The sequence below is a fragment of the Brenneria salicis ATCC 15712 = DSM 30166 genome (assembly GCF_003315515.1).
Classification (GTDB): Bacteria; Pseudomonadota; Gammaproteobacteria; order Enterobacterales; family Enterobacteriaceae; genus Brenneria; species Brenneria salicis.
Genome location: NZ_QNRY01000054.1, coordinates 1 through 23059 on the forward strand (window position 1 = coordinate 1; position 23059 = coordinate 23059).

Consider the following 23059-nt stretch of genomic DNA (forward strand, 5'->3'; position numbering starts at 1 on the left):
TTTTATGGATGGTTTTCTGCATCCGACGTCGTTCGGTACGGGGTATTGGTGCTATGATCGGCATCGCTCAGTCCGGTTGGTGATTTGTGATTTTTAGCGATTGATCAGATCGCTCAACTCGGACTGAGTTCCCTCAAAGTGATCTACTATTTGGAACAGCTATTTAGGTTTATTCTCATCTTTTAAAAAGCATATATTAAGAATAGTTTGAGTTGTAAGTACATTGATTTTTTCATCACTTTGTTTTTTTAAAGATTTCGTCCCAGAAATGCCGCTATCGACACTTTCAGTTCAAAATATTCAGGATATAGTGAAATAGTAATGAGTTAATATGGTTTTCGGAGAAACTATATTACCAAAATTAAAATTCAGGCGAAACCTTCGAGGCGTAGAGTGCAGATATCGTTCTCAACCGCATCAAGACCATCGTCATCGCTGTAAATAATCATAGGTCACAGCTTAAACATTATCTTAATGTTATCAAATCTCCAGGGAAATTTTGTGACGATTCTATTTTTTGAAATTTTAGTCGAGAGGTGATTATGAGGAATCATGGTATAGACTTGATAAAATTGCTCGCAATTTATTTTGTAATATGTTCACATGTTGCACCTTATTACATGCATATGTACCCTAAAGATTTTGGAATGTATTTTATCAGTGAGTTTGGTATGCTCGGCGTGGTGCTTTTTTTCACTGCAAGTGGATATTTTATTTTAAATAATAATAAGCAAGATCAATTTACCTACATATTTAAAAAGATTAAAAACGTGGCCAAAGTCTTTATGATATGGGTACTTATATATTATTTATATGATAAATATATTGTTTCTAATTTTACAGATGTAAAAACCGTCGACTTCTACACTTATTTGAATGTGATGGGCCATTTCAGCGAAGCAAGCCACTTATGGTTTTTACCTTGTATTATTGGTCTCTACATCCTTGTCCCTCTGATGCGGCCAGCATTTATTGAAGAAAACCGCTTGGCGATAAAAAAAACGCTTATTCTTTTTTTATTTGTATCAAACCTAAGCATTCTAGAAAAGGTATTCATGAGCCTATTCAATATTTCGCCATTTATCACGCCATCATTGCTTCTATCAACACAAGTGACTGGACTTATATATTTCATTCTCGGTGGCTATTTGGGGTTGATAAATTCGGGTAAAAGTCCATCAAGAGTAAATGTGCTCATGGTTATTATAATTGCTTTTATTGGATATCTGATACTTACTTATTTTCGTCGCTATTGGGGACACGATTTCTATTACATGAAATTTTATATTTTCCTATTACAATTAGTCTGCTTCTCATTTTTTTACTCACTATCTAATATAGAGATTAATGATGATTTTATTAAAAAACACATCACTAATATTAGCGACAAAGTTTTCGGAATTTATCTTATTCATAATATTTTTGTTATTGAAATATACCCGGAGGTTATTCATGGAAGAATTGCAAAATATTTTACTTTTCTCACACCTTACGGCTATACGTTGATATATTCTTTAGTTGTGCTTATTGTTGCCTATATTTTATGTTGTCTTCTGGATAATATTAAATACGTGAGAAGCATTATTCGTCTATAGATATGAGCAATGTTTTTACAATTAGGGTTGCAGGAGGGAGTCGAAAACAGTAGGAAAACTGTGGCGACAACCCTCTGCAATTCCCACAACGAAAGGCTAAAAAAACATTTTTTGAGCATCAGGATAGTAATGAGCAACATATCCAGGAAGCACAACGATTCGAAGCCAACAACGGCATGAGACTAAAAAATAAAGTTGCGCTCTGCTTGCTACTGGTGATTTACCAGGTTCATTCAGTATGAGCTCGCCATCATCACTTCCCTGACGAAATTTACTAGCTTTGTCAATCAAAAAACACAACATAAATGTTGCATTACATAACTTTCATGCTATTCTGTTATCTATTTCAATAAAACGGAGGCGTTATATGTTCACATACCCTGCATCAGTGAGTTTTAATGAAGACTCAGGACAGTATGAAATACTCTTTAGAGATTTCAAAAACTTAAAATCCATTGCATTCACAGAAGAGGATATTGACCTGGAAGCGGCCAGTTGGTTGACGGGGATCATCGGAGAATACATTGATGCCCGGATCCCGATTCCACACCCCTCAGCCTTGCAGCACAACGAAATAGATGTTCATCTCCCTGTGCTGGTCAATCTGAAGGCGGCATTGCATAACGCAATGATACAGACCGGTACACGAAAAGCAGATCTGGCGCGCAAACTTAATCAAAAGGGGCCACAGATAGATCGTCTGTTGGATGTAAATCATGCGTCAAAAATTGAGACGTTAGAGCAGGCTTTGTATTTACTTGGCTACGAAGTTTCGGTTTCAATTGCACAAGTGAGTAAGAGTAAATCCTTAAAAATAAACTAGCCTTCGCTTTGGCCAAGTAAATTAACGGTTGTTTTCAAGCATTCGCATATTATTCATCGCCTTTAATAATCGATCATACGATTGAATTTATAGACAAAATACCGAGTGCTAATAGTTAAAGCCAAGCGAATAGAGATTATACCCTACGTCTTTCGGATTACAGGCGAGTTGGTTTCCTGCATCTTGATATTCATGGGGTAGATATCTGTGTGGTATTTACAGGCTGTTTATTATTTTAAATTATTAGAAATGATGTCAACAGAATGAAATAAGACCGTATTCTCAACGAGTTTACGGTTTTATTTATTGTTAGACGTAACATCTCCCGCCGCCTTTCCGCCATCACGCGTCAATATGCACTGGAGCATCGATCAGGCTACTGCTACTCTGTTAAACAGTAATGGCATTTTATACATAACCAACACTTTGTTACTGCTTGAACCGGATAGGGAAAAAGACAGTTAACGATTTAGATCATGGATTCCCCGGTCGATAACTCACTACGCTACTTTTATTTTTGGCTGCCTGACAGTAATCATCCATCAGTTGCACAGACCAGATGACTGGCGTGTCGTTCTGCTTTCTATTGAATTTAGCGGGGAAAAGTTGCGATATCGATATCACCAAGCTCGTTTAATGAGCAAACTCAAAGATACAGAATGGTATAAGAAACGCTATTCAAACCGAGTACTATTCTGGCGAGAAATATCACCGCTTGCCTTCCCTATCTTCATCGAAGGATTGTGTGTTGTCCTGATGGGGGTATTCAGTACTTTACTGGTCAGTTGGCTGGGTAAAGAAGCGATGGCTGCCGTTGGTCTGGCAGACAGTTTCAATATGCTTATTATCGCTTTTTTTACAGCGGTGGCGTTAGGGACAGCCGTCGTCGTAGCCTTCAGTCTGGGACAACGCAACAGAAAACAGGCCCGCTCTGCATCACGCCAATCCATCTCTCTGCTTGTTATGGTGTCATTTCTACTGGTTGGGTTAGTTGAATTCGCGGGTGAATTGATCATTGATTTGATCGCGGGACAGGCTGACGAGCAGGTCAAGAACCTCGCGTTAATCTTCCTGCGCTGGACTGTCTGGGGCTATCCTGCATTAGCGATTGCGCTGGTGGGATGCGGCGCCTTACGCGGCGCGGGCAACACCAAGCTGCCGATGGTCATCAATATCGGTATGAATATCCTTAATATCGTCATCAGCAGTCTGCTGATTTACGGCGTTTTCTCCTGGGACGGTCTGGGATTCATCGGCGCAGGGATCGGCATTACCATTTCTCGCTATATTGGCGCGCTGTTTGTCATCCTGACGTTGATGCACGGATTCAAGGGTGCGCTGAGAATACCGTTTAAGTCCTATTTCACGCCTTTCACCGTCTCAATTCTGTATGAAGTCCTCAGCATCGGCATCCCGGCCAGTATTGAATCCGTGATGTTCAATGTCGGTAAGCTGATCACCCAGCGTTTCGTTGCAGGCATGGGCACCGAAGTGATCGCCGGTAATTTTATTGCTTTTTCGATTGCGACGCTGATAAATCTGCCAGGCAACTCGTTGGGTTCAGCGGCAACTATTATCGTCGGTACGCGGTTAGGTAAAGGGCAGATTATGCAGTCTGTCCGTCAGTTGAACTATATCTTCTGGCTTTCCAATATCGGACTTTGCATCCTTGCCGTGCTGTCCATCCCCGGCGCGCGCTATATGGCTTCTTTTTATACCGATGAACCAGAAGTCATTGAAGTCGTTCAGCATCTCATTTGGTTGAATGCGCTTTTTATGCCGATCTGGGCGGCGTCTTGGGTGCTGCCCGCCGGACTTAAAGGCGCAAAAGACGCCAACTATACCATGTGGATCGCTATGGCCGGCATGTGGGGATGCCGGGTCATCGCTGGATATGTTCTTGGCGTTATGCTCGGCTTCGGGGTTATCGGCGTCTGGATGGGCATGTTTATGGACTGGATTGTGCGCGGTTTTTTTTACTACCGACGTATGACGAGCGGACGTTGGCTGTGGCGTTATCGTCCAGTGCAACCACGCCAGACATAAGCGTTGTGGTACAAATTCAAGCAGAAAAACCGCGTAAAAAATCCGCCTCGCAGAGACGGATTTTACAGACACAGCTAACAACCCAAATGGAGGATCAAGCTATACGCGTTGCGATTAGAAGCGGTAACCAACGCCAACGGCCCAGGTTCCTACATCCACACTGCGAATACGGCTTTGCTCATAACCCACATCCAGAGCAATGTCTTCCATCGGGTTGAATTGAAGACCGGCGCCGTAGGTGAAACCATAGTCACTATTGCTCTGATGAGAAGAACCGTCAGAAGCGTTGCCAGTGAATTTACCGTGGCTGAAACCAACAACACCGTAGATGCTTGCCCAGTCATTCAGACGATAAGCAGGACCAGCAGTAAAGCCCATATATTGGCCCTTGCTGTAAAAACCGTCACTGGTGTTGCTATCTTCCAGATAGGTGAAGGAACTGATGACACCCAGCGGGTTATTGTCTTGCTCGTAACGATATTTCAGGTTAAAGCCTTTGGCTTTATTTACGACGCCTTGAGCGTCACCCTGAGCATAACCGGCAGATACCGTGCTCTGACCTGCCACTGCGGAACCTGCGCTCACTGCTAATACGCAAGCCAATGCTGAAAGACACGCGATTTTTTTCATATATACGGCCTCAAATTCATCTTACGAAAGAATACTTAATATGCACTAAAACCAACGGATTAAATATAACAAAAAATGATGCACTTGCTGCCTGTTTAATATTTTCCAATCACACCTCAGATGTAACAAATATTTTCAAATAGACTCTATAATACTAATTACATTGGGTTTTTCATACAGACAACCAGATAGCAAATTAATTCGCCTCCAACTGATAAAACAGATAATTCTTAATTATTTGTTCATATTACGCGCTAGTTCATTTGGTTTAAAATACGCCTGCTATATATTGTAAATAAAAGTCAGCGTGGCCCGCATACATCCTTTACAATCAATGAGTCTGGTTTTCGCTTTTCGCGAGAAAACGCGCTCTCATCTCACCGGTAAAAAATTAACCTTATTTTTCATAAAGGTAAACACTACATATTCCTATGCTATACTTTATAGAATATTTGGTGTTTCAGTTCTTATCAGCGTAGAAAGATAATGATTATCATTAGTAAAAAACTGATAATAAAAACAAGAGAATATATCTGCGACAACTATCCATTCGATAGGAAATTCTTTTCAATATCTTCTTCTATTGCTGTTATAATTAACCACGTTGAACAGTTAGATGACGAAATTCAAATAAGAGGAATAATATTATGCGTACCGCTAAACTGGTAAAACCCGCATCTTTAGAGCTAATCTACACACGTAATGATTTGGATGATAGCGTGAAGACCTCAACTATCAAGCTGTTAAACCAACTGGTGGTAGACTTTATTGACCTGTCGTTGATTACCAAACAAGCACACTGGAACATGCGCGGCGCCAATTTCATTGCCGTTCATGAAATGCTTGATGGTTTCCGTACTGCGATTACCGATCATCAGGACACCATGGCAGAACGCGTCGTTCAGCTTGGTGGCGTAGCGTCGGGCACGGTGCAGGCCGTCAATGAACAGTCTTCACTGAAAAGCTATCCAACCGATATCCATAGTGTGCAGGATCATCTGAAAGCACTGGCGGAACGTTATGCCAGCGTCGCCAATGATGTTCGCAAGGGCATTGCCAAAGCGGAAGATGAAGATACTGCGGATATTCTAACCGCCGCATCGCGCGATTTGGACAAATTTCTGTGGTTCATCGAATCCAACATTGAATAATTGCCGTCAGGGGCTGCTTCGAGCGGCCCTTTTGTTCCTCTCCCGCTCCCACACTTTTCTCGATTTGCCGCGTCTCAGCGCGTCGTCCTGTTTGTGGTCAAAAATAAACCAAAAACCGCTACTAAACCCGCCGTTTTATCTGTTTTATTGCTCAAAAAATTAGCTTTTGTCTGCAATAATGCAAGATAACTGAAATCAACGGTTGTTTCCCCTGTATGAATTAGTTAATCATAGCAACGTTCCGTCCAAGGGTTTTGGATAAAAAACGTCCACCTCCCGACAGGGCGACTAAATAAAAAATGATATATCCTATAAGACATTGATAATTATTCTAATGTTTTAATTGGTCTTACTTTTGCACTCTGATTGATCGGACCTGTAAAACAAAAGGGCTTCTCACAACTGGTACAAATAGGAAGGATTTGATGAAATCATTACTTAAAACGTCTTTGGTTGCATTGACGTTAGCCATGAGCATTTCCAGCTACGCCGCGGAGAAACAACTGATTGTCGCCACCGACACCGCCTTCGTTCCATTCGAGTTCAAACAAGGCGACAAATACGTCGGTTTCGATATCGATCTTTGGGATGCTATCGCCAAACAACTTAATCTGAGCTATACCCTGAAACCGATGGATTTCGGCGGTATTATTCCTGCGTTGCAAACCCGCAATGTGGATGTAGCGCTGGCAGGCATCACCATTACCGAGGAGCGTAAAAAAGCAATCGATTTCTCCGAGGGTTATTACAATAGCGGCTTGCTGGTTATGGTCAAAGCCGATAACAATGCGATTAAAGGCGAACAGGATCTGGCAGGGAAAGTCGTTGCGGTGAAAAGCGGCACCGGCTCGGTTGATTACGCGAAAGCCAATATTAAAACCAAAGATCTGCGTCAATTCCCGAACATCGATAACGCCTATATGGAATTAGGCACCAACCGTGCGGATGCGGTGCTGCATGATACGCCGAACATTCTTTACTTCATTAAAACCGCCGGTAACGGTCAGTTCAAAGCTGTCGGCGACTCCATCGAAGCGCAACAATACGGCATCGCCTTCCCGAAAGGCAGCAACCTGCGTGAAAAAGTGAACGACGCGCTGAAAACACTGCGTGAAAACGGCACTTATGCTGAGATCTACAAAAAGTGGTTTGGTGTAGAACCTAAGTAATTGCCGATTTAATCTGGAGATATTCCATGCAGTTTGACTGGAGCGTCATTTGGCCTTCCCTGCCCCTGTTGCTGGAAGGGGCGAAAATGACTTTACTGATCTCAGTACTGGGTCTGCTTGGCGGCCTGATTATCGGTGTGCTCGCGGGTTTTGCCCGCGCTTACGGCGGTTGGTTTTCCAGCCGCATCGCACTGGTCTTTATTGAAATCATTCGCGGTACGCCCATTGTTGTGCAGGTGATGTTTATTTACTTCGCCCTGCCGATGATTCTGACCTCAGTGCGCATTGATCCCTTTGCCGCCGCGGTGGTGACCATCATGATCAACTCAGGCGCCTACATCGCGGAAATTACCCGTGGTTCCGTGTTGTCTATCCATAATGGTTTCCGTGAAGCAGGGCTGGCGCTGGGCTTATCCCGACGCGCTGCGCTACGTTATTGCGCCGCTCGCGCTGCGCCGTATGTTGCCGCCGCTGGGCAACCAGTGGATTATCAGTATCAAGGATACCTCACTGTTCATCGTGATTGGCGTGGCGGAACTGACCCGTTCCGGCCAGGAGATCATCGCCGGCAACTTCCGCGCCCTGGAGATATGGAGTGCGGTCGCCGTGATTTATCTGTTCATCACGCTGGTGCTCAGCTTCGTCCTGCGTCGTCTGGAAAGAAGACTTAAGATTATATGATTGAATTTAAAAACGTTTCTAAACACTTTGGTCAGACGAAGGTCTTGCATGACATCGATCTGAAAATTAACCAGGGTGAAGTCGTCGTGATTATCGGACCTTCAGGCTCCGGTAAATCCACCTTGCTGCGCTGTATCAATAAACTGGAAGAAATCACCAGCGGCGAACTGATTGTCGATGGTTTGAAAGTTAACGATCCGCGTGTTGATGAGCGTTTAATCCGCCAGGAAGCGGGCATGGTGTTCCAACAGTTCTATCTGTTCCCGCATCTGACCGCGTTGGAAAACGTGGCTTTCGGCCCTATCCGGGTGCGAGGCGCCAGCAAGGATGAGGCGGAAAAGCCGGCGAAAGCGCTGCTGGCTAAAGTCGGTTTGTCCGAACGAGCACACCACTACCCTGCCGAGCTTTCGGGCGGACAACAGCAGCGTGTCGCAATTGCACGGGCGTTGGCGGTTAAACCTAAACTGATGCTGTTTGATGAGCCTACTTCCGCGCTCGATCCAGAACTGCGCCACGAAGTGCTGACGGTGATGAAAGATCTGGCTGAGGAAGTCATGACGATGGTTATCGTGACCCATGAAGTCGGCTTTGCCCACAAAGTCGCTTCGCGCCTTATCTTCATTGATAAAGGCCGCATCGCAGAGGACGGCGATCCCGAAACGCTGATCACCAACCCGCCCAGCGAACGCTTGCGCGAGTTCCTGCAACACGTTTCCTGAACCGACATTATTAAGGGTGCGTTAGCACCCTTTGATTTTCCCGCCGATCAGCGCGGATATTCCCGCTCAATGAACGCCGCAAACGCCTGACACATCAGCGCATCGCCTTTTTCATTATCCGCCAGCACCCGGCTGCCATCGACGATGCGGATCCGCGCGCCGAGATCAAAATCCGCCGCAGGTTGGGGACGTAATTGCGCCTGCCTCATACTGGTTTCGGCCTGCCGCCAGGCTTCATTAACCGTCAAATTACAGGCCTGCGCCAGAAAAGCCGGATTAAAACCTTCCCCCGTCAGGCTTCTCAGCGTGGCGTCATGGCTGACGCTGTTTCCCGGCAACCAGTAATATTTTGCCAGATCGGGGCCAATAGCCGCGTTATCCGTCAGATAGCCGTCACGTTGCAGGAAATAGTGCCGGGTTTGCTCCACCGCCATCAGCGCCAACAGATAACCCTGATAGGAACAGGCCGACTCCATCGATAACAGATGCGGGATCGCCAGCGTCGGCCTCAGGCTGCCGCTAATGCCTAAAATACGTTGTTCAACATCACGCGCCAGTTGAGTCATGGCTTGTGGTGTGCGCTGCTCTTCGGACCATGAGTAGAGTTCCCATTCAAAATAAGGCACCAACAGAATATGCCGTTCATTAAAGGCGCGCATCGGCTGACGCGTACTGATATCGGCGCGAATCAGTTCATCGGGGATCACCTCGCCCTGTGCATTTTGGGCATAACGTTTCAGCCAGTCGGCATCGTGCAACAGACTGTCGCAAAACATGGACTGCGTTTCCGCATACGCCATCGACGTTGGCGGAAACTCCTGTGAGAAACAAGGCGCGTTTTGACGAATATTGGCGAAATGCGCGGCATGGCCGCCTTCATGAAACAGCGTATTGATGCCGCTGGCGCCGCTACCCACCTGATCCGGCTTCGCCAGGCTGGTGAAGTTAATGCGCGCCGGGATCCATTTATTCTGCTCAACAAAAGTCGGCACCGGCGCATGCATAAAACCGTTTTCGTACTTGCCCTTGCGCACCAGCAAATCCAGTTGCATTTCCGCACCGTTAAAACCGATATGCAGACGCTTGAAACTATTGATCCAACGTTCCAACGACGCGGCAAACGGGAAATAGGGATCAAGCTGCCGGGTGACGTCTCCGGCGCTAGCGTAACGAATATTCCACGGCTGCAACGCCTCCGCCCCTTTCGACGCCGCCAGTTCATTCAGACTGCGAGCATTCGCTGCGCGGGTTTGCACTTCAAAGGGATCGAGAATGGCGAAAAGCTGTTCCGGCGACATTCGCTCGGTTTTATTGACCTTATAGTCAAAATAGTTGCGATACCCCATTTGGCGGGCAAAGCGGTTACGCAGGCTAATCAATTCAGGAAAGCCGTTATGCAACAACCACTGCTCCAGATCGCGCAGCGCGTGTTGCGAGCTTTGGCGATAGGTTTCCGTATCATTGGTCGCCTGATTGGTCAGCAATTCCCCTAATGAGGCAGGTACGCGCTCGCCGTTCGCATCCAGATGCGTCATTTCGTAAGTTTTACGCTTCTCATACAGGGCGCTTTCCGCGGCGATAATGTCATCCATCAGCGCCTTCGCCTGAGGATCTTCGATTACATTGCAATCAAAAAACCGATACCACCCTTGCAGACCGCGCAACAACGCTTGCTGAGCCTCGCTCACCGGACTTGCTTCCAGCGCGGCGAGGTGATGACGCAGCTCAACCAACCGTTGCGGTTGAGAAATGAACCGCTTGTAAGCGCTTTCCGCCGCGGAAAAACGGGCGGATACGTCATCATTTCCGGTGCCCATATAAAGCTGCCAGAACAGATCTTCTTTGGTTTGATGAACGGCAAGATAGTCGCGGTTCAACGCATTAAAATAATCCGCTGTCTGTTGCATGATGTTCCTTGTTTTAAAGAAAAATAACTTCGCCTGGAATCCCAACCCGCTATCCCAAACGCTTTCTAATCGTCGCGATGGCCTGTTCCATGGTTGACGCCTCCTCCGTTGCCACCAGGCAACAGGCAAGCTGCAAACGAATCACCTGCGGCAAGGCGATTTCCCCGGCCAGACATTGCGCTATCCAGCGTGCGGTGGTGGCAGCATCTCTGGCGATCGGCAGGCTGCCGGGCGCCGGCGCAATATCCTGCCGCAATTGCAGCGCCCGCGTTTCCTGCTGGTGAATAAAATGAATTTCCGGGCAGCGTTGCGGATTAGCGTACACTTCCCCTTCCGTACCGTGCATCAATAAGGCGCGGTCTTGAATAGCGTTGAAAAATGTTCCGACGCGGTCAATATATTCCGGGTGCGACACGCTGGCGATCCTTAGCGCCTCACTTTCCGCAAAAGGCGTTGCCACTTTCGCCAATGTGTGACTACTGTTACGCACGCCCATGCGCCAGCGTAGCTGCAATTGCCGCTCAATCTCTGGACACAATAGCGAAACCGGAATAAATACCGGATAGCCTGCATCAAGGTGCTGCTGCGCCTGCCCGACGCTCTCCGCCCGCGCAACGCCGAGGTTACGCAGAATTTCATGACTGGTCACGCGGGTAGGATCTTCACTGACGCCATGGATCACCACTGGAAAGCCCAGTTTGGTCAGCAGCAACGCCAACAGCGGCGTCAAATTCGCCTGCTTTCTCGCACCGTTGTAACTGGGGATAACCACCGGCATAGGGCGGTTCTTCGGCGGTTGAAGACGCATCACCCGCTCATTCATCGCCTGATAAAAACCGCGCATTTCCGATTCGGACTCGCCTTTGATACGCAACGCGATCAATAACCCGCCCAATTCAAGTTCGGGAACGTCTCCATTCAGCATACGACAGTAAAGTTCATAGGCGGTTGCCTGATCGAGATCGCGGGCATGGTGCTTGCCGCGCCCGACCTCTTTGATAACCTTTGTGTAATCCATGCGGGGCCTCGTTAACGGCGACACAATTTGGTAGCGGGTAATTGACAGCTTATAACGAAAATACCATGTTTCACCTGATGATGAATATTGTAAATGCGGCGCTAACGAATGGCACAATCAGACTGGAACCAGGCGGCTAACTACAGAATATGGTTTTCATTTAACCTACCGGCGGCAAATCGTGTTGCAGATCAAAGTTCAATATTCCGCATTCAATACACCTTTATTTATTGCGCTTTTCAATATGGTTTTTAATGCATGGTTTCTTAAGGCATTTCCCGCTCTTCGATGGGAAAAACCGGTAAAGCGGCAAGCAGTTGAGCACCATAGCCTTTACTGAGTAAACGGCGATCATAAATGACGATTTCACCAAAGCACGCATGGCTGCGAATTAAACGACCTACCTGCTGTATCAGACTGAACGATGCGCTGGGCAAGCTTTGCACCATAAACGGGTGACGTTTCAGGCTTTTAAGCCATTCGCCTTCCGTCAGAATCACCGGGCTGTCGATGGGCGGAAAGGCAATCTTGTGGATATGCACCTGAGACAACAGTTCACCTTTCAGATCCAGCCCCTCGGCAAATGACTGCAAACCAATCAGTACGCTGGTCTGCCCCGCTTCGACGCGCTGTCGATGCAGTTCCACCAGCCGGTAACGCGGTTTATCGCCCTGCACCAATAGCATCAGCCGCAAATCAGTCACCTGCGTCAAAAAAAGCTGCATGGCGCGCTGACTGGCGAACAGCATCAGCATGCCGCGATGCGTCTCCTTATTCAGTTCAGCCCGGAAAAACGTCGCCATTTCAGCAATATGCTGCGCTTCATTTTTCATCAGCGGTTCGTAATGCATTTTTGGGATCACCAGCCGCCCTTGCTCGCGGTGATTAAACGGGGAATCCAGGGTAATAAAATGGTCGCCGTCACGCTCGCTCAAACCTGAAAGTTCCTGTATCCGGGCGAAACTGTTTAACGAGCGCAGGGTCGCCGACGTGACCACCACATGCGGCACCTTGTCCCACAGCAGTTTCTCCAGTTGATCGCACACCCGAATGCCGGCGCAGTGCAGATGCAACTGCACCTGTTTGTCGCGAATATGGCGGGTAAGCCATTTGGAAATCGGCGCATTAGAATTTTTTTCCATCGCCGCCAGCCGCCACAGTTTGCTCAGCGATTCCAGATAGCCAAGCATCCGGCTCATTTTCAGTTGAGAATGACGCAAGCGCGCCACATCGTGTTTGCCGGTTTTCTCACTGAGATCGTTGAGCATGAATTCCGTCAGGGCCCGCAGCGTGTCGGTCAGCTTGAACAACCGGCCGCAGATCTCACGCATTTCCTCCGGCATCTGCCCCATCGGGAAACGGTAGTCGGCTTCACTGCCGTCGCCCGGCAAGAACAAGCCGCTCAGACGCGCAAATGTCTGAACCTGCTCGCGCAATTCTTCGCAATGGCTGGTCAGTCTTTCACTGTGCGCCAGACGCGGCGGCGACTTGGGCGCAAACTGCGACATACACAACCCGATCAATTGCACCAACTGTTCCAGTTGTGCGGTGATAAAAGCAGGCGTGACGTCGCCAGACATCTCCAGCGTATCGCGGGCGACATCAGGAATATGATGACCCTCGTCCAACACCAGCAACAGTTCTTTCGGATTGGGCAGAACCGATTCGCTTTCCATCGCCGCCATCACCAGCGCGTGATTGGTCACCACCACATCCGCCTGCTCAATCTCCCGTCGGGCAATGAAAAACGGACATTCCCGGAAATAATGACAGTTGTGCGCGAGACAGTTCGCTTTATCGGTACTCAGCTTGCGCCACAGACTGTCGTCGATCGATTCCTGATAATGATCGCGTAAGCCGTCCCAGGCGTAACTTTGCAACGCTTTCTCAATTCGTGCGCACTGCCCTTGTTCCTCACGGCTGGAAGGCACCCGTTCATCATCCAGAAACAGCGTTAAATCGCCCTGCGCATCGACATCGGTTGCCAACATCGCCAAATTGCACGGACACACATAACGTCCCCGGCCAAAGGCGGCGGTAAATTTCAGTTCGGGAATACATTTCTGCAATAAGGGCAGATCCTTGCTGAAAATCTGATCCTGTAGCGCCACATTCGCGGTACTGACCACCAGCGTTCTTTCCTCCGCACGCCCTACGGCAATGCCGGGGATCAAATAGGACAATGTCTTTCCCACCCCGGTAGGGGCTTCAATAACCAAATGACGCGGATAATCGCCCGCCAGCGTTTTCGCCACTTCAGCAATCATTTGGCGTTGGGGGATACGGGGAATAAAGTCCGGGATCTGTTGTTGCAGGGCCTTATACCATTGACCAATCTGCAATTTTATTGCGGGGGACAGCGCCATGCATTCTCTGTGATTATTGAATCTGGCCGGTATTGTCCCACAGTCGGATAAGTACGTCAGCCGATATCATGCAATGATGGAACACCGCCGCATGACGTTCATGCCTTGTTTCACCCGCCGAAGGCTTTATAATCCATGACGGTCAATAAAAGGATAACCTGATGAGTTTAAGCAAACTGGGTATTATCGGGCTGTTCGCCCTGTGCGCCATCGGCGGGGTCGGCGGCGTAATGCTGGTGGGTTATATCATTATCGTTCACAGCGGTTGACGGCGGTCTGGCGACATTAATCAATCGCCATATCAATATTTATTCCCGACCGGCGTGCTTAAGCTGAAATTGCCGCCAGTAGGCGGGAATGCGTGAAAAAATCAGTCGGAACCAGGCGGTGAAACGCTCCGGCGACGTTTCCATGTTGTGTCCGATCTGTTCCAGCAGCAGGTATTCATAATCCGCCACTTCTTCCGGGCTAACCTGAGGAATATCATCGGTGACTCCAAAATAGACATGTCCTACCTCATGCTTAGTAAGCCCATTTTCCAGCGCTAATCGATAAGTCAGCGTAAATATGGGGGTTAGCGGACAGCGCAGCCCATTTCCTGATACAACCGACGATGCCGGCTTGCGACGTTTTTTCTCCCGGTGCGTGATGGCTGCAACAGGTATTACTCCATAAACCGCCGCTATGGTATTTATCCAGCGCCCGCTGCTGGAGCAATAATTGCTGGCGGGAATTGAACACATAAACGGTGATGGCGCGATGCAATAATCCTTTCTCGTGCGCTTCCTGCTTTTCCATCACGCCCGTTGGCCGATCGGCCTCATCAACCAGAATCACTTCCGTCAACGGCATACGACTCTCCCTTCACTCCGCGATCATCATTGACATAACGTACCGCCGGTAATGACCGGCGATAACAAGAGACTGATTACAATAGCGTGAAACTCTGGCGCTTCACGCGTTGCGAATCCAGGCCGATAAACACATCGAATTTGCCCGGTTCAACCACCTGCCGCATATCGGCATTGTAGAACGTCAGCGCGGTCTGATCGATCGGGAAACTGACAGTACGCGACTCGCCCGGCTGCAACATGATTTTCTGGAAGCCGCGCAACTCTTTCACCGGACGACTGATCGATGACACCACATCATGCAGATACATCTGTACCACGGTTTCCCCTGCCCGATCGCCGGTATTTTTTACCGTGACGCTGACGGTCACTACACCGTCACGTTTCATGGTCTGACTTGACAGCCGAACATCCGAAACGCTGAACGTGGTATAGCTCAATCCATAGCCAAAGGGATAGAGCGGCCCATTGGCTTCATCGTAGTAGTGAGAGGTGTACTTGCCGGGATTTTCCGGCGTGTAAGGGCGGCCGGACGGCAAGTGATTATAATAAATCGGGATTTGTCCGACAGAACGCGGGAATGACATCGGCAATTTACCAGAGGGGTTGTAATCGCCAAACAGGACATCCGCGATCGCATTGCCGCCTTCCGTGCCGCTGAACCAGGTTTCCAGCAGCGCATCCGCCTGTTGGTTTTCCCGCACCAATGCCAGCGGACGGCCATTCATCAGCACCACAACCAGCGGCTTACCCGTTGCCTTCAATGCCGTAATCAGGTCACGCTGGCTTTGCGGCAGATCGATATTGGAACGGCTTGAGGCTTCGTGCGCCATACCTGCCGCTTCCCCAACCACTGCAACCACGACATCGGCTTGCTTCGCCGCCTGCACCGCTTCGTCGATCATTGCCTGCGCGGGACGCTTATCAACCTGCACCGCGTCTTCGTATTGATTCAGGAAATCGATGATACCCTGATGGTTGGTGACATTGGCGCCTTTGGCATACAAAATAGTGGCGTTGTCGCCAACCGCGTTTTTAATCCCCTGATAGACGGTGATGGTTTGTCTGGTTACGCCCGCGGCAGACCAACTGCCCATAGTATCGCGCTGGCTGTCGGCCAGCGGCCCGACCACGGCAATGACGCCTTGCTTCTTCAAGGGCAGCGTTTGCAGCCGGTTTTTCAACAGCACCAGACTTTTACGCGCCACCTCGCGTGCGTCCAGCCGATGCAGACGGCTTTCCGCATTGGTGTCCACCGGATCGGAAGCAGCCGGCCCCAAATGACGGTAAGGATCGGCAAACAATCCCATGTCGTACTTCACATTCAGCACCTGACGGCAGGCATCGTCGATCTCCTGTTCGGTCACCGCACCGCTTTTCACCAGTTCCGGCAGGTAGCGCATGAAATATTCATCGCTCATGCTCATACCGATGCCTGCCTTCAACGCCAGACGCGAGGCATCACGCGGATCAGCCGCCACACCGTGCTTAATCAGTTCCTTGATGGCGCCGTGATCGGTAATGGTAATGCCTTTGAAATTCCATTGATCACGCAGAACCTCTTTCAACAGCCAGCCATTGGCGGTTGCGGGCGTACCATTGATGGCGTTCAGCGCCACCATCACCCCGCCGCTGCCGGCATCAATAGCCGCTTTATAAGGGGGCAGATAATCCTGAAACATACGCTGCGGGCTCATATCCACGGTGTTGTAATCACGTCCACCTTCTACCGCGCCATAAAGCGCGTAGTGTTTGACACTGGTCATCAATGAATGGCGAGCGGTGACGTCATCTCCCTGAAACGCGTTAACCACAACGCCCGCGATTTTGCTGGTCAGCCAGGTATCCTCGCCAAAACCTTCAGACACCCGCCCCCAGCGAGGATCGCGGGTAATATCCACCATCGGCGCCCAGGTCATATTCAGCCCGTCTTCCGTGGCTTCATAAGCCGCCACCCGCGCATTCCTGGCAATCGCCGCCATATCCCAGCTGGAAGCCAGGCCCAGCGCGATCGGGAAGATGGTTCGCTGACCATGCATCACGTCATACGCGAAGAACAAGGGAATTTTCAGGCGGCTGAGTTGCATCACCTGATCCTGCATCGCGCGAATATCAGGACGGGTTACCGTATTAAAGATCGCGCCCACCTGACCGTTCCTGATCATCTCACGAATCGCTTCCTTGGGATTATCCGCCCCGACGCTGATCAACCTAAGCTGACCGATTTTTTCATTCAGCGTCATTTTCTTCATTAAATCAGAAACAAACGCATCGCGTTGTTGATGTGACGGTGTAACAGAAACCGGTACAGGCGGTGTTTCCTGGGCGAAAACCGGGTTACAGGCAAGTCCCATTGCAATAGTCAGAGAAGTAAGCCATTTCATTCTTTATACAAACCCACTCATTCCCGGCGTCAGGCAACATCACTGAGGCACAAGACAGGTTGAAAATAAGTCAGCCACAGCGCCATAAAATCTGGCAAAGTGAACATCGACGATGCACTTAATGCGTCGCGCGTAATCATAGTGTATTTATTTACGTTTCATTTAATAAAAACTGAAAGAATAATGCGATAGGTTGCGCAGAATAAAAATTTTTTTCGTTATACGTAACAGTGGGCAAGCGTCTGCGGGCGAAATTGATCGTTAACACAAGGAGCGTTCAAGCATGATTTACCAATTGTATATTGCCAATAAAAACTACTCATCCTGGTCACTGCGTCCGTAGTTGCTGTTAAAAACCCTGTCGATACCCTTTGAAGAGAGGAAAGTCGCTTTTGGGCCCGGCGAGACACAAGCGGCATTTAAGGATTTTTCACCCACCGCTAAAGTTCCTTGTCTGATCGATGGCGATATGACTGTCTGGGATTCACTGGCGATCACCGAATACGTGGCGGAAGCGTATCCTCAGGTCTGGCCTGCGGATAAAACCGCCCGCGCCTGGGCGCGCTGCGCTGCGGCGGAAATGCACTCTGGCTTTACGGCCCTGCGTAATGGCTGCGCCATGAGTTGTGGCGTGAAGGTTAAAATGAAAGCCATTTCTCCCGCTTTACAACATGAAATTCAGCGTATTGATACGTTATGGCAGGAAGGCTTTACCCGTTTCGGCGGCCCGTTTCTGGCAGGCGGACAATTCTCGGCGGCGGATGCGTTCTTTGCTCCGGTGGTTTTCCGTATCAGAACTTACCAGTTGCCTGTTTCACCGCACGTCAGCGCCTATTGTGAACACATGCTGTCGCAACCCGCGATGCAGCGTTGGCTGGAAGACGCACTGGCGGAAACCTGGCGTGAAACATCACACGAAGAGGACGTTGCGAGCGCCGGAAAAGTCATCGAAGACTTACGGGCAACCGCTTAAAGCAAGAGCAAGCGGCGCTCCAACCGCTTGCTGGCGCGTATCCGCACGCATTACTCCGTCTCGACACTCGCCATACTTTGCGGCTGTCGCGACGCCAGGTCTTTCTGCTTCTTATAGCTCAGGGCCGCGGCAGGAACCGCAGTGATTTTTCCGCTTTCCAGCCACTTACGCAGGCGGTTGGCATCCGCAAAATGGGTGTATTTGCCAAAAGCGTCCAGCACCACCAACGCGACCGGACGCTGGTTGATTACCGTCAGCATGACCAGACAATGACCGGCCTGATTGGTAAACCCGGTTTTGGTTAATTGAATATTCCAGTCCGGCTTATAAACCAGATGATTGGTATTTTTGAACGGCAGACTATAGGCGGGATTGGAAAAGATCGCCGTTTTCTGCTGCGTGGTACTCAGTTGACTAAGCAACGGATACTGTTTGCTGGCAATCAACAGTTTGGTGAGATCGCGGGCGGTCGAAACATTGTTAATCGATAATCCGGTCGGTTCCACATAACGCGTATGCTTCATTCCCAGCGAGCGGGCTTTGGCATTCATGGCATGGATAAAGGCCTGATAGCCACCGGGATAATGGTGTGCAAGGCTGGCGGCGGCGCGGTTTTCCGACGACATCAGCGCCAGCAGCAGCATATCGTGCCGACTGATTTTACTGTTCAGGCGCACCCGCGAATAGACGCCCGCCATTTCTTTGGTCTGGCTGATATCGATGGCGATCACTTCATCCAATGGCTGGTTCGCATCCAGCACCACCATCGCCGACATCAGTTTGGTGACCGAGGCGATCGGTACTATAACGTCAGGATTCGTCGAATACAGGATATGGTTATCACGTAAATCTACCACCATCGCACTGCCAGAAGCAATCTCCTGATGGGCGCTAGCCGCGGATCTGGCGGGTTCTTTCGCCATAACCGCAGGCGCAACCAGGACAGGAGTTGACAGCAACAGCAAGCCCAACCAGAAGATTTTAAATTTTTTGTTCATTATTCAGTAGATTAAACAGTAATCTGTTAAATAAAAAGAGATTGGCTGTCGCATTATAATTTACCGCTATTTACCGCGCACTCGCACAATCCAGAAAGCTTTGTGACAAAGTTTAACAGACCATTGAAAGCCGGAAGTTGTCGAACCGTTTGCGGAACATATTCGCGATGTGGAATGGATCATTTTTGAACACGCCAGTCATATGCCGCATGTGGAGCAACGCGCCGACTGTACAAGATTTTCTGATGCGTAAGCTGTGAAATACGAACTTCAATGAATCGCTCCAGCCATACCTTCAATGCAGGCCGGAGCGATAAAACAAACATTATTTCTTCGCTTGTTCCAATGCTTGCCTGATCGCCTCAATCACCCCCTGGCTCGACATGGTCGCGCCCGTCACGGCATCGACCTTATCGATATCCTGCGTTTCAAGCAGTTCAGGCACCACGTTATCCACCACACCCACCATCAGTGCTTCGGTATCTTCGTTCTGCACCACCTCGGCGTTGGCGATTTTCCCGTCATTAATACTGACGCTGACCTCGATTTCCCCCTCTTTTCCCTGCCCCTTGCCGGTATAGACGCCATCTTTATATTGCGCGGCGTCGCTGCTATAAGCGGCCAACGAGAACGAGAGCGTCAAAGCGGCCAGAATAGCCGGAATCACTTTTTTTATCATTTTCCTATACATAAATGCCATCACTACCCCTGTTGTCAGCGTTGATGATAAATAACGGAGCCACATGATTGACTAGCCTCAGCGTAGCTCCTGCGCAAGTAGACCTATTGGTATAACGTTATTGACCTGCTTTGATTTCTTTAACCGCTTCGGCAGCCCCAATGCGGCCATAAGTAACGATATCCGCCAGCGAGTTGCCGCCCAGACGATTAGCGCCGTGAACGCCCCCCGCCGCTTCACCCGCCGCAAACAAATTGGGAATAACGTTGCCATTCACATCCAGCACCTGTGCTTTGTTGTTGATGGCAATGCCGCCCATCGTGTGATGGATCCCCGGCGTGATTTCGATGGCATAATATTTACCACTGTCCAGTGCAAGCTTCATACTGTCGCGATCAAATTCACTGTCTTTTTTCGCTTTAACCGCCGCACTGTAGGTGTTGATCGTTTGGGTCAGTTGTTTGCCGTCCACGTTAATCGCTTTGGCCAGCGCTTCCGGCGTATCGCCTTGCGCAACCAGTTTTTGCTTGAAGTAGGATTTCGTGGCCTGATTCTGGTTCACCAGTTCATCGTTGAAAATCAGATAAGCATGCGCGCCAGGCTGTTTCAGAATACTTTGTGATACCACATCACGCGTCAGCAGTTCGTTGACAAAACGCTTGCCGCTTTCATTGATCATGATCGCGCCGTCGCCCCGCACCGCTTCAGTAATCAAAATGCCTTTACCCGGCACTGTCGATGGGTGGATCTGAATATATTCCATGTCCACCAGTTTGGCGTTCAGTTTGGTCGCCATTTTTATGCCTTCACCCAGCGAACCCGGCGCGTTAGTGGTTTTGAAACCAACCAGTTTGGGATCGTACTGTTTGATCATGTCGAAGTTGGCGCCAAAACCACCGCTGGTGATCATGACTTTTTTCGCATCGATAGTGAATGTTTTACCGTCTTTCCCCGTCGCCTTAACGCCCGTCACTTCTCCTTTGTCATTTTTCAGGATGTCGGTCGCCGAGGTATTGGTGCGCAAATCGATATCCAGCGTCTTAACCTTTTTGATCAACGCCGTGGCGATGAAACTGCCTGCCGCCACCCCGCCCGCAGGTCGATGAGTACGATCCACGCGCGATCCGCCGGTTCGGGTCAGATCCGCCAAATCCGCGCCATTCTCTTTCAGGAAGACCACAGAATCTTTGGCATGTTCGGTGAGGGTTTTCACCACGTCCGGGTTGTTGATGTTGCGCCCGCCTTTCATGGTGTCCTCATAGAACATTTCCGGACTGTCCGTGATGCCTCTGGCTTTTTGCAGATCCGTTCCCGCCGCATTGAGTCCTGCTTCCGCACGGGCGGTATTCCCACCGGCAAACGCCATTTTTTCCAGCAAAATGACTTTCGCCCCTTGATTATGCGCTTCAATGGCCGCCGACATTCCCGCGCCGCCCGCGCCGATAATCACAATATCCGTCATTTCACTATGAGCAGCTGAGGAAAAAGCAAAAGCCAACGCACTCAATAATAGAACTTTCTTCTTCATGTTATATGAACCTATATTTTGTTATTTTCAACCAGGAATCCAATTAATTGAAATGGCTGTCGTCATGGCACACTTATTACTGGCAAAAGCACACCCATCGCAATGAAATCCCAAACACTAACCATGATTAGCTGAATCAGGTTTTACCGGGCACTGAATTGATACAGACGAAAATAAAGGATCTGCAACCACTAACAAAACAATGTCAGAAATAATCCTACTCCGATTTATTTATAAAAATTTTAACTTGATCATATATTTATAAATTCATGGCAAGCGTTTTTTAGCGGCGTAAATAACATGCCGGTAGGAAAGAGATTAGTAATCCGCGTAACGGCAGTACGCAAGAGGACGAGAATATATTAAGACAAGAATCGGAAGAATGCGCATTTCCCTATAAAACATCCTTCCGTCAACTTACGCCATCATACCAGCAGAATTCATCAATGAAGTATCGATAACTCACGTTTAATTTAACAAAAAAACAACATAAAAGAGACATTATATGATAAATAATTCGAGTTGCAGGAAACCAACGCATATGCAACTTGAAGTATGACGAGTAGAGTCATATCGAGGCGTTCGGATAGAACCAGCAATCTGATAAAACTATCTATCTAATAAAAACTATCGATCTGATAAAACTATCGATCAGATAAAACATCGATTAAAAACCCAGTAATTCGCGGTAAGAACGATTTTCAATATTATCTATTGATAAACCCAACCGTAACGCACATTCGATACATTTATCCCGCAATGCCGCCAACGCTGTCTCATCATCCGTCATCACTGATATTTCGACAAAATAACCGAGCGACTCGATATAATCCAACGTAATATGGAAAATATTCATGAAATAGATGCTGCGTGTTTTATTGATTTGGTAAAGCGGTTGGTACCCCAACGTATTCAACATACTGTCCGCTTTCTCGAACGACTCGATAGTGACGGCTTCACAACGCTCTAAAGCGGGGCCTTTAACAATCCATAACTTGATGCCCGATGGCTCCATACGTCGTAATAGCATCCTGATATTTTGCTGTTGCAGGCGATGCTGCGCATCATCGTAATAAATATCGTGCTCTTTGTTTTCAAAAACAAATGCTTCTGGGTGATGACTGAAAAGCGTATCCCGAAAAGCTGCAATATCCTGAATGCGGAATTTCAATTCAACTTCATATTTCCCTGTAAAATGTTCAACCATGTTATCTCTCCTTTAATGGACTGCCCACCAATACGCTTAAACGCCCATTACCAACATCAACGCGCCTTATCAGCACATTGAATCCTGACGTTTACCCAAAACACTTTCGGCAATAACCCGTTATCGTTCCCAAACATTATGCCGGACAAAAAAATGACCGTATCGTTTTATGGGTTACAGGCCGTTAATAGTAGTCAAGACTGCTGAAATCGCTAAATAACTGCGCCTAATAGTAGATCACTGAAGGGAACTCAATCCGGTTTGAGCGATCTGATCAATCGCCAAATCAAAACAAATCACCAACCGGACTGAGTTATGCCGATCATAGCATTCA

The 23059-nt window shown here is 48.5% G+C and carries 17 protein-coding genes and 2 pseudogenes; 9 read left to right on the plus strand and 10 right to left on the minus strand.

Features of this window, described 5'->3' with window-relative positions:
- The first annotated feature begins 542 nt into the window (after window positions 1-542).
- From DES54_RS16395 to DES54_RS16405, 3 genes are all read left to right on the plus strand, one after another.
- On the plus strand, window positions 543-1595 hold the full coding sequence (locus tag DES54_RS16395) for an acyltransferase (protein ID WP_113869198.1): 1053 nt from the start codon (window positions 543-545) through the stop codon (window positions 1593-1595).
- 367 nt (window positions 1596-1962) lie between these two features.
- Window positions 1963-2418 carry a type II toxin-antitoxin system HicB family antitoxin gene (locus tag DES54_RS16400; protein WP_113869200.1) on the plus strand — a complete coding sequence of 152 codons (456 nt, stop codon included), beginning with the start codon at window positions 1963-1965 and terminating at the stop codon, window positions 2416-2418.
- A gap of 636 nt (window positions 2419-3054) precedes the next feature.
- Window positions 3055-4464, plus strand: coding sequence for an EmmdR/YeeO family multidrug/toxin efflux MATE transporter (locus DES54_RS16405; RefSeq protein WP_113869202.1), 1410 nt, complete (start codon window positions 3055-3057; stop codon window positions 4462-4464).
- Between the two features lie 114 nt (window positions 4465-4578).
- Here the strand turns inward: DES54_RS16405 and ompX are convergent, their stop codons facing one another.
- Window positions 4579-5094 carry an outer membrane protein OmpX gene (ompX, locus tag DES54_RS16410; RefSeq protein ID WP_113869203.1) on the minus strand — a complete coding sequence of 172 codons (516 nt, stop codon included), beginning with the start codon at window positions 5092-5094 and terminating at the stop codon, window positions 4579-4581.
- A gap of 647 nt (window positions 5095-5741) precedes the next feature.
- Here ompX and dps point away from each other — a divergent pair.
- The 4 genes and pseudogenes from dps (at window position 5742) to glnQ (ending at window position 8814) form a co-directional block, all read left to right on the plus strand.
- The gene (dps, locus tag DES54_RS16415; protein WP_113869205.1) at window positions 5742-6245 is read left to right on the plus strand and encodes a DNA starvation/stationary phase protection protein Dps; all 504 of its coding nucleotides are present in this window, start codon (window positions 5742-5744) and stop codon (window positions 6243-6245) included.
- Between the two features lie 425 nt (window positions 6246-6670).
- The gene (gene glnH / locus DES54_RS16420) at window positions 6671-7414 is read left to right on the plus strand and encodes a glutamine ABC transporter substrate-binding protein GlnH (RefSeq protein ID WP_113869207.1); all 744 of its coding nucleotides are present in this window, start codon (window positions 6671-6673) and stop codon (window positions 7412-7414) included.
- A gap of 26 nt (window positions 7415-7440) precedes the next feature.
- Window positions 7441-8095, plus strand: a pseudogene (gene glnP, locus DES54_RS16425) (glutamine ABC transporter permease GlnP).
- A complete protein-coding gene (glnQ, locus tag DES54_RS16430) occupies window positions 8092-8814 on the plus strand; it encodes a glutamine ABC transporter ATP-binding protein GlnQ (protein WP_113869209.1) in 723 nt (240 codons plus the stop codon). Before glnP ends, glnQ begins: the two are co-directional and overlap by 4 nt.
- 47 nt (window positions 8815-8861) lie before the next feature.
- On the opposite strand, the gene DES54_RS16435 is transcribed toward glnQ, so the two are convergent.
- From DES54_RS16435 to dinG, 3 genes are all read right to left on the minus strand, one after another.
- Window positions 8862-10721 carry a M3 family metallopeptidase gene (locus DES54_RS16435; protein WP_113869211.1) on the minus strand — a complete coding sequence of 620 codons (1860 nt, stop codon included), beginning with the start codon at window positions 10719-10721 and terminating at the stop codon, window positions 8862-8864.
- A gap of 49 nt (window positions 10722-10770) precedes the next feature.
- Window positions 10771-11739: a DNA-binding protein YbiB gene (ybiB, locus tag DES54_RS16440; RefSeq protein ID WP_113869212.1), complete on the minus strand. Its 969-nt coding sequence runs from the start codon at window positions 11737-11739 to the stop codon at window positions 10771-10773.
- A 266-nt stretch (window positions 11740-12005) separates the two neighbouring features.
- Entirely contained in the window at window positions 12006-14105 is a 2100-nt protein-coding gene (gene dinG / locus DES54_RS16445; RefSeq protein WP_113869214.1) for an ATP-dependent DNA helicase DinG, read from the minus strand.
- 161 nt (window positions 14106-14266) lie between these two features.
- Between dinG and DES54_RS18990 the strand changes: the two genes are divergently transcribed.
- Window positions 14267-14374 carry a YohO family small membrane protein gene (locus tag DES54_RS18990; RefSeq protein WP_240635041.1) on the plus strand — a complete coding sequence of 36 codons (108 nt, stop codon included), beginning with the start codon at window positions 14267-14269 and terminating at the stop codon, window positions 14372-14374.
- A gap of 39 nt (window positions 14375-14413) precedes the next feature.
- Here DES54_RS18990 and idi read toward each other — a convergent pair.
- Window positions 14414-14957: pseudogene (gene idi / locus DES54_RS16450) on the minus strand (isopentenyl-diphosphate Delta-isomerase).
- A gap of 76 nt (window positions 14958-15033) precedes the next feature.
- A complete protein-coding gene (bglX, locus tag DES54_RS16455; protein WP_113869216.1) occupies window positions 15034-17340 on the minus strand; it encodes a beta-glucosidase BglX in 2307 nt (768 codons plus the stop codon).
- Between the two features lie 343 nt (window positions 17341-17683).
- Between bglX and DES54_RS16460 the strand changes: the two genes are divergently transcribed.
- Window positions 17684-18313, plus strand: a complete 630-nt coding sequence (locus DES54_RS16460) for a glutathione S-transferase (RefSeq protein WP_240635040.1) — start codon at window positions 17684-17686, stop codon at window positions 18311-18313.
- A gap of 50 nt (window positions 18314-18363) precedes the next feature.
- On the opposite strand, the gene pbpG is transcribed toward DES54_RS16460, so the two are convergent.
- The 4 genes from pbpG to cyaB form a co-directional block, all read right to left on the minus strand.
- A complete protein-coding gene (pbpG, locus tag DES54_RS16465) occupies window positions 18364-19311 on the minus strand; it encodes a D-alanyl-D-alanine endopeptidase (RefSeq protein WP_113869218.1) in 948 nt (315 codons plus the stop codon).
- 325 nt (window positions 19312-19636) lie between these two features.
- Entirely contained in the window at window positions 19637-20011 is a 375-nt protein-coding gene (locus tag DES54_RS16475) for an FMN-binding protein (protein WP_240635039.1), read from the minus strand.
- A 97-nt stretch (window positions 20012-20108) separates the two neighbouring features.
- Window positions 20109-21518, minus strand: coding sequence for a flavocytochrome c (locus DES54_RS16480; protein ID WP_113869220.1), 1410 nt, complete (start codon window positions 21516-21518; stop codon window positions 20109-20111).
- A 667-nt stretch (window positions 21519-22185) separates the two neighbouring features.
- On the minus strand, window positions 22186-22725 hold the full coding sequence (gene cyaB, locus DES54_RS16485; RefSeq protein WP_113869222.1) for a class IV adenylate cyclase: 540 nt from the start codon (window positions 22723-22725) through the stop codon (window positions 22186-22188).
- Window positions 22726-23059 lie beyond the last annotated feature (334 nt).

What these genes read in the sequence shown, in the direction of transcription:
- DES54_RS16435 (WP_113869211.1), bottom strand. Translation starts at nt 10,721, where the DNA reads ATGCAACAGACAGCGGATTATTTTAATGCGTTGAACCGCGACTATCTT.
- dps (WP_113869205.1), top strand. Translation starts at nt 5,742, where the DNA reads ATGCGTACCGCTAAACTGGTAAAACCCGCATCTTTAGAGCTAATCTAC.
- ybiB (WP_113869212.1), bottom strand. Translation starts at nt 11,739, where the DNA reads ATGGATTACACAAAGGTTATCAAAGAGGTCGGGCGCGGCAAGCACCAT.
- DES54_RS16405 (WP_113869202.1), top strand. Translation starts at nt 3,055, where the DNA reads ATGAGCAAACTCAAAGATACAGAATGGTATAAGAAACGCTATTCAAAC.
- glnH (WP_113869207.1), top strand. Translation starts at nt 6,671, where the DNA reads ATGAAATCATTACTTAAAACGTCTTTGGTTGCATTGACGTTAGCCATG.
- pbpG (WP_113869218.1), bottom strand. Translation starts at nt 19,311, where the DNA reads ATGAACAAAAAATTTAAAATCTTCTGGTTGGGCTTGCTGTTGCTGTCA.
- DES54_RS16400 (WP_113869200.1), top strand. Translation starts at nt 1,963, where the DNA reads ATGTTCACATACCCTGCATCAGTGAGTTTTAATGAAGACTCAGGACAG.
- DES54_RS16395 (WP_113869198.1), top strand. Translation starts at nt 543, where the DNA reads ATGAGGAATCATGGTATAGACTTGATAAAATTGCTCGCAATTTATTTT.
- DES54_RS18990 (WP_240635041.1), top strand. Translation starts at nt 14,267, where the DNA reads ATGAGTTTAAGCAAACTGGGTATTATCGGGCTGTTCGCCCTGTGCGCC.
- glnQ (WP_113869209.1), top strand. Translation starts at nt 8,092, where the DNA reads ATGATTGAATTTAAAAACGTTTCTAAACACTTTGGTCAGACGAAGGTC.
- ompX (WP_113869203.1), bottom strand. Translation starts at nt 5,094, where the DNA reads ATGAAAAAAATCGCGTGTCTTTCAGCATTGGCTTGCGTATTAGCAGTG.
- dinG (WP_113869214.1), bottom strand. Translation starts at nt 14,105, where the DNA reads ATGGCGCTGTCCCCCGCAATAAAATTGCAGATTGGTCAATGGTATAAG.
- cyaB (WP_113869222.1), bottom strand. Translation starts at nt 22,725, where the DNA reads ATGGTTGAACATTTTACAGGGAAATATGAAGTTGAATTGAAATTCCGC.
- DES54_RS16480 (WP_113869220.1), bottom strand. Translation starts at nt 21,518, where the DNA reads ATGAAGAAGAAAGTTCTATTATTGAGTGCGTTGGCTTTTGCTTTTTCC.
- DES54_RS16475 (WP_240635039.1), bottom strand. Translation starts at nt 20,011, where the DNA reads ATGGCATTTATGTATAGGAAAATGATAAAAAAAGTGATTCCGGCTATT.
- bglX (WP_113869216.1), bottom strand. Translation starts at nt 17,340, where the DNA reads ATGAAATGGCTTACTTCTCTGACTATTGCAATGGGACTTGCCTGTAAC.